The following is a 12,827-nucleotide window of genomic DNA, read 5'->3' on the forward strand; positions in this document are numbered from 1 at the left end:
CAGCCCCAACGAATACGAACACCGACACCACACCGCTAAACTCACGCTCGCCGCGTGATCAATAACCGCGTGCCCACCTTCACGGGGGAAGGCCCTACAGCGTCGTGATGGGGCTTGAGACAGGCGAGGAAACGCCTCGTGCTCGTACCACACGTGTCCGTAACCGCAGCTCGAAGAAGAGGCCCAAGGTGACGTCGTACTCCCCGCCCACCGCGCAGGAGCCCTTGTTCGACGACCCGGACTCTTGATCCACCAGGGCACCTGCCGCCGGGGGCTCGACGTTCTGTTCCTCGCCTCACGAAGGCGGCCGTGGTGAGACCCTTCATTCCGACACAGGTGCCAGGTCAGGGGCAGGACAGATGCTGAGTGAGCTGGGCGGCGTCGGGGCCGCCAAGCAGCTCCTGCGCGGCGGCAACGCCTCGGACGGTTTCACCACACTGTGGGAAGCCGGTCGCCTTGAGCTGAGCGTAGAGGCGTTCGTCCTCCTGCCGTGGTACCGGCATCTCTTCGAAGACCACCACTTGGACACGGCTCAATACCGGCTGAGCGAGCACGGATTCGACATCGACCGCTTTCTGCGCGAAACCCAACGGAATCCACCCGTCTGGGTTTCTGACGACGTCTGAACGCACGCGACCGACCCGTCAGACCGGCACGGCTTCCCTCGCCGGTCCACCCGCAAGCTGCCGCAGCTTCTGTCGCGTCTCGGGGTCAGTCGAGTACACGATCGTGCCGACCATGCCGCGAGTCAGCAGCACTTTGTACGTGTTACGGATCAGGCGGTCCACGTCGGTGTCAGGAGTGGACTTCTTGAAGACCGGATCCTTGGACGCCGTGCGGTCCGTCACCCAGCGGTCGCCGCGCCACACCAGGTCGGGTCCGATGATCACGCCGGACCAGTCGTACTCGAAACCCTGGGCGGTGTAGACACAGCCGATCTGTCCGAAGCCCGCCGGGTCGGTGGCCCACAGGGCGGCCGGGGGCGCGCCGGACACGGAGCGGTCTCCACGCAGGTTCCAGGGACGGGACCAGTCACCGATGACCACGTCGGGCGGGAGCGGGTCGCCGGGCTTGGGTTCCGGAGACCAGCGCCAGCAGTAGCCGGCGGACATTCGAGCACCGTAGTCATCGGCCCGGCGGGCTTCGAGGAAGGCTTCCATCTCCTGCGGGCTGTCGGCGACCAGCAACTGCATACGGCCGTCGGGTTCCCACACGACCGGCCCGCCCGTTTCCAGACCGAGGAGGCGGACCACCCAGCGCAGGTACGCGTCACTGCCGCCGCAGCGGAACTGGCTGTCCAATGGGACGACATGACAGGGGATCCCCCGCTTCGCCGCTGCCGCCTTGATCTCGGCCACCGTGCCCATCTCGCCGGGACGGACGACCTGGTGCTCGTCGAGGAAGAAGACGGGCACGTAGGCGACGTCGATGAGTTCGTCGATCTGGGCCCTGCCGGTACGGTTCGCGGCGCGCGTGAAGCGGTTGGCCGAGGTCTCCCGGATCCGGTGTGCCTCGTCGCAGATCAGGGCGCCCAGGCTGTTCTTCTCGGCCGTCATGAAGCTGTTGAAGTACTTGAACAGGTCTTGGACTTCCCGCTTGCGGTCTCCGGCGACTTTCCTCATCGTCTTCGTGAACGACTGCGAGCCGGTGGCGTGCAGGGCTGGGACCCCACGTCGGTAGAGTTCGCCGAGCAGCTGGAGAGCGATGACGCTCTTGCCGGTGCCGGGACCGCCCGTGACGATGACGACCTCCTTGCGATCGGCGTACTTCGCCTTCTCCACTGCGTTGAGCACCATGCGGTAGGCGACCTGCTGCTCGTCGAGGAGGACGAACTGCGTACGGTCTCGCACCTCCTCAGCGGCCACGGACATGAGCTGCTTCGACGGCACTCTGGCGCCTGCGAGGAGTTCGTCCGCCGCCCGCGCCCCCGGGTGCTTGTCGCTCAGCCTCGTGCGAAGGTGGTCGACCAAGGCGCCGCGGCGTTCAGCGGTGAAGAGCAGGCCACTGCCATCGCGCTCGATCTCCCGCAGTCCGGTCACGCCGAACTCCGTGGCGTTGTGCAGGAACGCCACTCCGGCCACTCGGTGCCCGTGATCGGACACCGCCCCGTTGAAGTTCACGAGGTATTGGCAGTACCGGCGCACCTGCTCGATGGGGTTGAGGACAGGGCGGGCGTAGGGGTCGACATGACACAGGGTGGGATCGTCCTCGTGGGGCAGCGCCTGGCTCCACTGCTTCAGCTCCACCACGACGTACGACGGTTCGCCCGTGACCGGGTGGACTCCGGCGAGCACGACGTCCGCACGCTTGCTGTTCAGGGGGAGCGAGTACTCCAGCATGACCTCCACGTCGCCGAGGCCGGCGTCGTTGAGTGCGGCGGCCAGGACGGGGATGCTGCGCTCCCAGGAACGCACCTCCGAGGCGCCGGGCCGATAGCCGTGCATGTGGACGAACTTGTCGGTGAGGTGCAGGAACAGCGAACCGTCGAGTGCCATGACGGCGACCGTTTTCGCGGACGCGCGGAACAGCAAGGAATTCCCCCAGGCAGCACGAAATGACTCGTGCGGGTGGGGGCATGTCCTTCGAGACTCCACCGAGGTGGAGCGGAAGCCCGTCGGGCCGCGTTGACGATGTTTTTGAGGGTACCTGGCGGCACTGGCAGTCGTACGAGTGATCGCAGTGGCGGCGGCAGACGTCGTGCCGTGTCTCCCCTGCCAACGCCAAGGTGCTGCGCCCGCGTATGAGGAGTGGTGCGTTGCGCGGAGGCGCCCGGCAGGCGCCTCCGCGCGCCCTGTTCCCGTCGTGCTGCACGCGGGAGGCTTTCCGCCCCGAGTGGATTCCCTGGACGGGAACGCCGATGAGGGAACAGGGGGGCGGAATGACTGGCGCGATAGGTATCGAAGTCGGCCGGGATGTCAGCGGGCAGATCGCGGTCGGACACCATGTGATCCAGGTGGCGGGCAGTTATTCCACCGTCACCGTGGTGCAGTCGGACCAGTTGCCCACTCCGGTTCCACGGGAGGACGTGACGCTGCTGCCTCGCCCGGCCCTGGGCCTCGTCGGGCGGGAGGACGAGACGGCCGACGTCGTCCGGATGGTGGACCGAGGCAGCCCGGTGCAGCTGCACGGGGCCGCCGGGATCGGCAAGAGCACGCTGCTGCGCAGGGTGGCGCATCGGATGGCCGAGGACGGGCAGCGGGTTGTCTTCCTGTCCGCGACAGGTCGCGAGCTCGGCGACGTGCTGCAGGACATCTTCGAAGCATGCTACGAGGCGCCCGGCTACCGGCCGGGCCGGGCGGAACTGCGTGCCCTCATGGCGGGGCACGAGTTGCGACTTCTCCTGGACGATGTCGGCTGTCCGGCAGCGGAATTGGACGAACTTCTCGACGCCGCCCCGTCCGCCACTTACTTGATGACGGCCACGGAGCGCACCCTGTGGGGCGAGGGCCTTGCCAGGCGCTTGGGCGGACTCGGGCAGGCGGACTCCGTTGAGCTGTTGGAACGGACCCTGGCGCGGGATCTCGACACCGACGAGCTACCGGCCGCGAAGGCCTTGTGGCGGCTGACCGAGGGTGCCCCGCTGCAACTGCTCGCCGCAGCCGCGGTGGCCTACCGGTCCGGGGGTCCGCTGCCCCGCCCGGCGCAGGTCTCGGAACTGCTGCCGCTGGTCGTCGAGCGGCTTTCCGTGCGGGAGCGCGCGGTCAGGCGGATCCTGGCACTGGCCGGCGATGGGGGCACTGGCCCGGGACTCCTGTCGGTACTCCTTCCTCAGCGGACGAACGGCGAACTTGACACGGCGCGTGGCCTGGACGACATGCGCGACGTCTGCGACCGGTTGGTGGCGGCCGGCCTGGCTGTGGAGACGGACCACGGCTACCGGTGGGCGCCAGGTGTGCCGCGCGAGACCGGTGCCGGGTCCGAGGCGGACGTGGACGAGTTGATGACTCTGTGCGAACGCCTGCGGCACTGGGCGGCCGCCCCGGAGCGGACCCCGGCCGACCTCGCGGCAGCGGCCGAACTGGTCGCGGGCGTGGTCGGTGCGGTCTCGGCGGCAGGACACCCGGCACCCGGTGCACGGCTGGCCCGGGCCGCCGCACCCGGTGCCGCGCTCTCGCTGCGGATGGGCGCCTGGGGCCGCATCCTGGAGCAGGGCGGCGCAGCGGCGCGGAAGGCGGGTGACCGCCCTCTGATCGCCTACTTCACCCATGAGGACGGCATCCGCCGGCTGGTGACAGGGAAGCGCGTCGCCGCCGCGGCGGCACTCGCCCTGGCGGCCACGCTGTGGCACGAGCTCGGCAACCAGGGCGGGGTGCACGCGGCCGAGCACGGCACGTCCCTGTGTCAGCCCGGCTCTCTTCCGACCGACGTCGGCCCGCACGGCGGCGGGCACACCACGGGTCACGGTCCCGCCTCGTCCTCCGGCCAGGCCCAGGTCCACGGCCATGGTCCGGCAACCACCGCCAAGGCGGCCGCTTCGAAACTGGGCATCGGCGCCAAAGTGGTCCTGGGCGGCGGTCTTGCGGCCACCGTCGCCGGCGGCACCGTGCTCGGGCTGCACAGTGGCGGCGGGGACACCGTGCCGGTCAAGGTCCACGTCGTCACCTCGGCCCTGAGGGTCACCATGCCCGGCACACCACAGGCAGGCTGCCGCCAGGACGCGTCCGGCACGGACTGCACGACCGTGGTGAAGACGGCCAAGGGTCGCAAGGGACCGGTGTCCGTGGACCCGGCCGGGACCTTGCCGGTCGGCACCAGAATCCTCTACTGGGGGTGCGAAGAGGGCCCGGCGGCTTCCTCGTGCACGATCACCGCCGACAAGGCCAAGACGGTGTGTGTCTCCACCGACAGCTCCGAGGACGCGAGCGGCCGTGCCTCCTGTGGGAGTTCGAACCCCTCGGACGCGAAACCGGTCACCTATCCCTACATGATCTCGATGCCCAGCAACTGGCGGGTGACGGTCACCGGTGCGGCAGGCAAGTGTTTCCACGACACCTTCGATGCCCATGCCACGCCCGACAGCAGCAGGTCGACCGCCTGTGGTCCGTTCCGGCTGGCCGTCGGCGACAGCGTCCGGCTGACCGCGGTGATCGACGGACCCGACCCGTACAAATCTCTTCGGTTCGGCCAGCCCGAGGCCTATGACACCACGCCGGTCTGGTACGGGTGCGACGAAGGCCGGCGCTCCGCCACCTGCACGTTCACGATGACAGACAAACGGATCACCGCCTTCAAGACGTGGCAGAAGAGCAGTGACGCCCAGAGCGGGCAGCACCTGCCGCTCTCCATGTGCGTCACCACCGCGCACGACCTTGAGGATGCGTCAGGCACCGGCGTGTGCGAAGCCCTCACCACCGACGGCAATTGAGGACCAGCGGGCCTGTTCGGCCCCAGCACTGAGGAACCAGTCCATGCAGCATGAGCAGCCTCCGGGCGGCAAGAACGTCACCATCCGTGTCGGCCGGGACGCGACCGGCCAGATCTCGGTCGGCCACCACGTCACCGCCGAACAACACCAGACCACGACCACCGCTGCACCGGCGACGGAACCGGTCGCGGACAGGGCGGACCTGACGACGGCCATCGCCGGACTTCGCGACCTCATCGAGACCGCGGGGCTCGACGCAAGCGTCGCGGCCGACGCCCTGGCCAAACTCGACGAACTGGAGGAGGCCGTCGCCGCCGACGTACCCGACCTGGCGACGATGGAGCACGTCCAGGGCTGGTTCCGGCGCCGCCTCCCCCCTCTCGCCGACGCGGTACGGCATTTCCTCCTCGGCCCACTGGTCACCAGCACGGTCTCGGCAGCGGGTGACGAACTGGCACAGGAGTTCACCCGACGGCTGGGCGGCTGATCAGCCGGAGAGAGCGCGGGACTGCTCAGGCGCACCGTCGCAGCGGCTCGCCTGAGCATCAGCCTCTCCACCACGCGTCGAAGGGCGGAGCCGGCCACGCCGGTGCCGGACGGGTCGACCGGGACGCGACGCTTCCGGTGGAAACAATTCTCCTGGTCGCGAACCCGTCTACCGGAGGCCTCATCCGCCTGCCGGGCCAACTGCCCGGTCCAAGCGAGAGGTTGGAACAGACTCAGTGCGCCCGGCCGGCGTCCCGAGGCACGAAGCGCATGGTGGGATGGGCTGGATCCGCCTGGGGTTCGCCCTCGGGCAGCACCGGGGCGAGCGCGGTGAACACCCGTTCCATGACTTCGTCCGTGTACCCGGACACCGTCTCCGAAGCTTGCAGCAACACCCCGCCTGCCCCGAGCGGAACGACTCGGTGGAACGCCCCGGAAGCGGACAATGCCGCTGCGCCGCCCAGGCGCTGCGCCAACTCCCCGGGGCATACCGTCACCCAGGCATAGCCGCGCAGGAACTCCCGGTCCTCAGGAAGGGACTCGTCGAGGTCACGGCTGAGGACAGCCTCGATGTTGGACCAGTCCGAGAACACGTCCCGCTCAATGCGGGCAAATGCCGGATCGAGGGCGTCGAGTGCCTGCGCGAGGAATTCCACGAGTCCTGTGCAGTACGTGGGATCGGCGAGGCGCGCGGGTCCTGCCTGGAGCGCGACGACGAGCTTGGACCAATCCCCCTCCACCGGAAAGTAGGAGGACTGCACCCGGCCAAGAACGTCGTCACCGTAGAACTCCGTGACGACCAAGTCCGGGCTCTTCTCCAGTTCGTCCTTCAGCCGCGCGCGATTCCGTCCGAGGTGGGAGAGACGGAGACGCCGGCTCCCCTCGGACTGCCGAATGGAAGTCCCGGAGTGCACACCGTGTTCAGTGCGCTCCTCCTGGTACGCGAGTTCGGCGAGCGGCCCGGAAAGCGCCTTCTCGAACCAATCGGCCGCGGCTGCTCCCCGTTCGGCCGCACCGAGCGGATCGAGGGTCGCCTCGACGTACACGTCCATGCATCGTCCATCCTTCTCACACGACTTCGATCCTCCGGGGTGCCGCCCACCATACGTGGGCGGCACCCCCGTCGTCCGAAGCTCCTCAGCACATGCCGCCCAAGAGGCAGGCTGGCCCCTTGGACAAAACGTTCCCCACGCCCACCACGATGGAAGTGAACGTCACGGCCCCGCCGACCACGGCGACTTCGCCGCTGTAGTCAGTATCGGGTGAACTCGGGCCGTAGGTTCCGGTCGCGGACGGAGTGGGTTCGGACGTCGGGGTCCGCGTCGGCTTCGACGTGGGAGCCTCGGTCGGACCAGGGCTCGGCCGCGGTGTGGGTTCGTCGTCATCGTCGTCGTGTAGGCCGTAGAAGCGCATTCCTGGCAAGTCACCCCTGGACCACACCGCGCCCCTGTACCGGGTCCAGGTGAATTCCTTGCGGGCGATCGAAGGACCGTTCTGAACCGCCCGCTTGTCACCCTGGCCGCGCAAATAGGTTCTCAGTTTGGTCACGTAGTTCGCGAGCTGGTCCGGTCCGTCCCGGAAGGCGTACGTGTCGTCCTTTCCCTTTCCGGGATTGGGCTTGACCTCCCAGATGTACACCCGGCCCTTGGCCCACAGGATGACGTCGGCTTCCCCGTCCTTGCCGTCTTCCTTGCGGTGGCCTCCGGGGACGTGATTGGCGGCCTTCGACCCCTCCCCGATGTCCACGGTGACGTAACCGTCCACGTTGTGGGCCTTCGCCCACTCCGCGGCCGCTTCTCCGGTCTTGCAGACCGCCACGTCGTGGGGGTTCTTCATCGCGCCCATGGCCGCGCTGGTGCAGGCCGTTCCCAGATTGGACTTCCCCTTGTTGCGGAGGACGGTCTTGCCCTGCTTGTCCTTCCCCTTGGAGCCGGTGTCGGTGCCACCGCCCGTGTCACCGCCGCCGGTGTGGTTGATGGAGTCGATCGTGTCCTTGGTGCAGCTGTAGTTCGCGGGCCCGCAGCTTTCAAGGCCTGTGGGGTCGCTGCGTGTGACGGGGCTGTTGTTGGCGTAGGCATATCCGTTCATCTGGAGCGGGTCCGCGATGTCGAGGACCGGGTCGGCGGAGATGAAGCGGCCGGTGTTCTGGTCGTATTCACGGGCTCCGAGATGGGTGAGCCCGGTGTTGGTGTCGTCGATGCCGACACCAAGGTATGTGTGCCGGTCGGGCCAGCTGGAAGGCTTGGTACCGCGGGACTCGCCGTAGGGTTTGTAGGCACGGCGGGTGACCGTCTGGTCCTTGCCCAGGTCAACCGCGATGGTCGCGGTGCCCAGCTGGTCGGTGAGCAGGCAGCTGAGTCTGTGACCCGTGGCCGAGCCGTTGGTGGTACGGACGACGGTCGGGGCACCGTCCTGGGAGTAGGTGCGAACGGCGTTGACCGGTGTACCGGAGCCGTCGGTCGTGATCTCGGTCTCGCCCAGATAGAGCGTGGTGCCGGAGGAGGAGTGCTGAAGGATGCGATTGCCGTCGGCGTCGTAGACGTACCGGGTGGTGTTGCCTTCCGTGGTCGCGGTGTCGAGCTTCTCCTCGGCGGTCCAGGTCAGGGACTGGTCCTGGGTGGCACCCGGCCGGGTCGTGGTGTTGCCCGACGCGTCGTAGTCGTAGGTCTGGGCACCGCCGGCGATTCCGCCCTTCGCGCTGGTGACGCTGGTGAGGGTGTGCGGCTGGGTGAGAGTCGACTGGCTGGTGCCGTTGCCGGTGACCGACTTGCCGTAGCCGTAGGTACGCGTGACGTCCTGGGCCGTGTCCAGACCGCTCGCCGTGGCGTGCTGGGTCTGGGTGGCCCGGTTGCCGATGGCGTCGAAGGTGAACGAGTCCCAGTAGGCCGTACCGGTGCCCGTCGCGACGGTGCTGGTGTCCGGGGCGGCGTTCGCCAGTGACGTCTTCAGAGCGTCGTCGGGTGCCGTGGCATCGCTCTGGCTGTCCGGGGCGTTGGCGACGGGGCCGGAGGAGCGCTGTCCGTCGCTGCGGTAGCCCCAGCCGGTGCCGGTGGCGGCCTTGCAGCCGGTGCCACTGGTGCCGGGCGTGATGTTCGAGGTCCAGGCGTGGACCAGTTCGCCCATCGCGTCGTAGGTGAAACACTGGGTGTCCCAGACCGTCGATGTCGTACCGGCCATGCCGGTGGCCTCGGAGGTGACGTTACCGACCGTGTCGTACGAGTAGCGGGTGTCGGCCAGTCGATGCGGGCCGGCGGTCTCCCGGTCGCTGACCGTGCGCTGGAGCCGGCCGGTGCGATCGTCGATGAAGTTGGTGGTCCAGACCCGGTAGGGCTCGGGGCCGGTGACGGTACGCAGGGCCTCGCCGTAGGGCGAGTAGCTGACATCCGCGGTGTACCAGGAGAGGCGCCGGTTGAGCCAGTACAACCTTGACGAACGGTGCGCGGCATGCGCCCGTACCAAGGAGTGGGAACCGCAACCGGTCCCCGGCATCCCGGACGCGGTGTGGACCGACCGCGACATCCAAACAGCCATCGCGGCCTGGGACTTCGGCCGTGCAAGCCGACTCATCCGGGAGAGAGCCGGTCTTCGGCAAGAAGACATGGCGTCCATGGCAGGCCTGAGCCAGGGCTTCCTGTCGATGCTCGAAGCTGGCAGCCGTCGTCTCACGAACCTCGACAAGGTCGCGCGGTTCCTCGAAGGCATCGGAACGCCGGACGCCCTACTGGCTCCGCCTTTTCGCGAACAGGGGACGTACGACGTCTCCGTCCCCGCACAGATCGGAAGGACGCCCGTCGACGTGTCGCCCGGCGTGACCGAGGCCACCGACCTGAACCAGTTGGCGGCCCAGGCCGCCGCGCAGTCCCTGAACTTCGCGAGCGACATCACGAAGAGCAACGTGAGTGAAGTGGAACTCGAAGGGATCGAGGCCGCCCTCGCCGGGATCGCCGGCGACTACGTCCACGCACCGCTGCACCGGATCTTCGCGGACCTCGTGTCCACACGCGATCATCTCTTCGGCCTGTTGAACGGCCGCCAGCCTCTCGGCCAGACCAGAAGCCTCCTCCTGCTCGCCGGCACCAGCTCCCTGCTGCTCGCTCACGCGTCGCAGAACCTGGGCGACGAGGACGCCGCCGTCGCACAGTTGCAGACGGCCTGGACGTTCGCCGAACAGTCCGATCACAACGACCTGCGGGCCTGGGTAAAAGGCACGGCCGCCCTGATCGCCGAGTGGTCATCACGAAGGCAGACAGCTCTCGACTACACACGGCAGGCGGCCCTGCTGTCCCCTGGTGGAGAAACCCGCATCCGGATCGCGGCGATCGAGGCCCGGGCGGCGGCGCGGATCGGCGACCGCCGGACTGCCACGGCCGCCGTCGAGGAACTCAAACGGGCCCGGGACCGGCATGGGGCTCCAGACGCGCTGACCCGGTTCGGAGGCCTGCTCACGTTCCCAGAGGCGAAGCAGCACTACTACATCGGCGGCACCTTCGCACTCCTTGGGGAACACCGACTTGCCGAGCAGCACGCGACCACGGCGATCGAACTCTACGAGGCCGGCCCTCCCGAGCAACGGTCGTACGGCGATGAGGCCCTGGCGCGCCTCGACATCGCGACAGCGCGCATCACCGCAGGGGAGATCGAGGGAGCCGGAGAGCAGCTTCGGCCCGTCCTGGATCTGCCGGCGGACCGACGCATACGGCAACTCGGCGACGTGCAGTCAGTGGCTAGGCTGTTGGAGCAACCACGGTTCGCCCGGAACCCCGTCGCGCGTGAACTCGCCGACGCGGCTCGCGGCTACCAGGCGATAGACACCCGAACGAAGGTCCTTGCCCCATGACGACGACGGTCTCTCCCGAGTCCGCCGCCCACATGGCCTGCCGAGCGTCAGGCCTGGCAGACCACTCACTCACCCGACTCCACGAGCACGCCACGTCCGTGTTCCTCCTCGCCGACGAAGGCATCGTGGTACGCGTCAGCCCCGTCTCCCAGCGGACACGTCTCGATACGGCGGTGTCGCTGACCCGCTGGCTCGTCGCGAACGGCTTCCCGGCGACGGAGCCCGCGGATCTCCCCCAGCCGCTCGTCTATGATCCGCATGCGGTGACGTTCTGGCGCCATTACCCACAGCCAGGAGGCAGCGGGCCAACGGCTGGCTCCTTGGGCGTCCTGCTACGTGAACTCCACTCCTTGCCGGCGCCGCCGATCCCGCTTCCCCGGTTTCAGCCCCTCACCTCGTTCAAGAGCTCCGTGGAGTCGAGCTGCCACCTGCCCCCGGCCGAGCGTGAGTGGTTGTCTGCGCGGCGGGAGGAGCTTCTGGACAGCTACGGCAAGCTCGACTTCCCTCTGGGCCAGGGTCACATCCACGGTGACGCCTATCCGGGAAACACGCTCTGGAGTGGTGACGGCGTGCGGCTCGGCGACTGGGACGAGGCTGCGTCCGGCCCCCGTGAGATCGACCTGGCCAACACCTTCCAAGGGGTCCGGTTCGGGCGCACTGCCGCAGACCTCGACGAATTCAGCCGTCGGTACGGATACGACATCCGGCAGTGGGATGGACTGCCCGTCCTGCGAGCGATTCGGGACCTGCACACCCTCGGCGCCTTCATACGACGCGCGGATCGAGGGGACGAGGCGGCCGGAGAGCAGCTTTCACACCGAGTCGCAACGCTCATGGACGGGAGAGAAACGGCCTCCTGGAATGCGGCCTGACCCGGGGCTTTCGGGAATCGGTCGCGGGTGTAATTCCCGAACGTCTCCTTCTCGATGGCAGTGTCCTCCTTCTCGGAGTGAGCGAAGACGAGAACGTCATCAAACTTCATGATCACCAGCCCACCCGCATGCGGCGCTGGTTCACCGGCCAACTGGCTCAAGCCACATTGTGCCAGCGCCAGCTGAGCAGTTTCCGCTCAGCGTCACCGCGAGCGCGCCCTTTATGGCTACCGCGCTCAGTACCATCGCGAGGGCGCAGATGGGCCCGCCCCTGGCTCCCAGGGGCGGGCCCATCTGTCTTTGCCAAGAGCGTGCTTCACACTCTGTGGACGGGGAAGGCGACCAGCTTCTCTCCCGAACTCAGCAGTCTGTCCGCAGCTCGTGCGACCGCATCCGGGCCGGTTATCCCCATCGTCTGCGCCAACCGCCGCCAGGTCACCGCGTCCGGTCCATGCTCAGGCGCGCCCGAGTGTCGCGGCTGTCTGGGTTCCGTACCTGCAGGGCACTGATGTGGCGCCAGAGCCAAGGGCTCGTCCGCGGCCGAGAACCGGACCACCCCGGCCGAAGTCCGGTCCGCCCGCATGATCTCGCCGTCGGGAAAGGTCGCCACGTCCCCCTCAAACCCCAGCGCTCCCGCGCAGGCCAGCGACAGGACGTCCGAGCAGTCCTGCACGACGACGGTGGCAAACTCGCGAGCGGTGGCTCCCTCGATGCTCGATTCCCGGGCCGAGGCGAGCCCGGACACGAACTCCCAGTAATCTGTGGCGGCTTCGGCGGAGCCGTCCCCAGCGCCCACGAGACAGACGGTGACGTCGTCCAGCAGCGGCAGCAGCGCCTCCACGGCGTCCCCGGAACTGCCGGGTGGCATGAGCCGCGGCGCCGCCCCGCAGGGGCAGCGGTATGGTCCGCCGACCGACACCACCTCGACGCCCGGGTTGCCGTGCTCCCGCAGTAGTGCGGCCAGTGCCTCATGGGCGGCCTCGGTCGGCAACTCCGCATCCAGCAGCATCAGATTCAGCGGTGTTCCCTCCGCCGCCCGGACCCAATCAAGGTCCGGCGGGAGCTCCCCGAGCAGGGCGGGGGTCAGGTGTACGACACCTTTCTCCCCTCCCGCCCGGGCACCGACCATCTCGCGCACGGTCCGTCCCTCGTCGCCGACCAGCACGACGGTGGACACCTGGGGACCTCCGTCGTGCGGCCGGGTCAGTGCAACGGCCACGAAGTCGCCAAGGCCGTTGCTGGCCATGACGTACGTTCTTTGCGTTCT

Annotated in this window: 9 protein-coding genes; 5 read left to right on the plus strand and 4 right to left on the minus strand. The window is 68.3% G+C overall.

Annotation, left to right across the window (positions count from 1 at the left end; all coding sequences use genetic code 11):
• Positions 1 to 359 precede the first annotated feature (359 nt).
• Positions 360 to 626, plus strand: a complete 267-nt coding sequence (locus tag ACFZB3_RS38190; protein ID WP_391384702.1) for a hypothetical protein — start codon at positions 360 to 362, stop codon at positions 624 to 626.
• A gap of 18 nt (positions 627 to 644) precedes the next feature.
• Here ACFZB3_RS38190 and ACFZB3_RS38195 read toward each other — a convergent pair whose 3' ends face one another.
• Positions 645 to 2,531 carry a DNA/RNA helicase domain-containing protein gene (locus ACFZB3_RS38195; RefSeq protein WP_391384705.1) on the minus strand — a complete coding sequence of 629 codons (1,887 nt, stop codon included), beginning with the start codon at positions 2,529 to 2,531 and terminating at the stop codon, positions 645 to 647.
• A gap of 347 nt (positions 2,532 to 2,878) precedes the next feature.
• On the opposite strand from ACFZB3_RS38195, the gene ACFZB3_RS38200 reads away from it, so the two are divergent.
• Complete coding sequence (locus ACFZB3_RS38200) at positions 2,879 to 5,365, plus strand: ATP-binding protein (RefSeq protein WP_391384709.1); 2,487 nt, start codon at positions 2,879 to 2,881, stop codon at positions 5,363 to 5,365.
• Between the two features lie 43 nt (positions 5,366 to 5,408).
• The gene (locus ACFZB3_RS38205; protein WP_391384712.1) at positions 5,409 to 5,852 is read left to right on the plus strand and encodes a hypothetical protein; all 444 of its coding nucleotides are present in this window, start codon (positions 5,409 to 5,411) and stop codon (positions 5,850 to 5,852) included.
• Positions 5,853 to 6,084: 232 nt separating this feature from the next.
• Here ACFZB3_RS38205 and ACFZB3_RS38210 read toward each other — a convergent pair whose 3' ends face one another.
• On the minus strand, positions 6,085 to 6,903 hold the full coding sequence (locus tag ACFZB3_RS38210) for a hypothetical protein (RefSeq protein WP_391384715.1): 819 nt from the start codon (positions 6,901 to 6,903) through the stop codon (positions 6,085 to 6,087).
• 85 nt (positions 6,904 to 6,988) lie between these two features.
• Positions 6,989 to 9,274, minus strand: a complete 2,286-nt coding sequence (locus ACFZB3_RS38215; RefSeq protein ID WP_391384717.1) for an RHS repeat-associated core domain-containing protein — start codon at positions 9,272 to 9,274, stop codon at positions 6,989 to 6,991.
• Here ACFZB3_RS38215 and ACFZB3_RS38220 point away from each other — a divergent pair.
• Both ACFZB3_RS38220 and ACFZB3_RS38225 read left to right on the plus strand, forming a co-directional pair.
• Positions 9,261 to 10,688, plus strand: coding sequence for a helix-turn-helix domain-containing protein (locus ACFZB3_RS38220; RefSeq protein ID WP_391384720.1), 1,428 nt, complete (start codon positions 9,261 to 9,263; stop codon positions 10,686 to 10,688). The two genes, ACFZB3_RS38215 and ACFZB3_RS38220, sit on opposite strands and share 14 nt — an antisense overlap.
• Positions 10,685 to 11,560 carry a phosphotransferase gene (locus ACFZB3_RS38225; protein ID WP_391384724.1) on the plus strand — a complete coding sequence of 292 codons (876 nt, stop codon included), beginning with the start codon at positions 10,685 to 10,687 and terminating at the stop codon, positions 11,558 to 11,560. Before ACFZB3_RS38220 ends, ACFZB3_RS38225 begins: the two co-directional genes overlap by 4 nt.
• Before the next feature lie 316 nt (positions 11,561 to 11,876).
• On the opposite strand, the gene ACFZB3_RS38230 is transcribed toward ACFZB3_RS38225, so the two are convergent.
• Positions 11,877 to 12,806, minus strand: coding sequence for a hypothetical protein (locus tag ACFZB3_RS38230; protein WP_391384727.1), 930 nt, complete (start codon positions 12,804 to 12,806; stop codon positions 11,877 to 11,879).
• Between the last annotated feature and the right edge of the window lie 21 nt (positions 12,807 to 12,827).

Source organism: Streptomyces sp. NPDC008092 (assembly GCF_042957285.1).
Classification (GTDB): domain Bacteria; phylum Actinomycetota; class Actinomycetes; order Streptomycetales; family Streptomycetaceae; genus Streptomyces.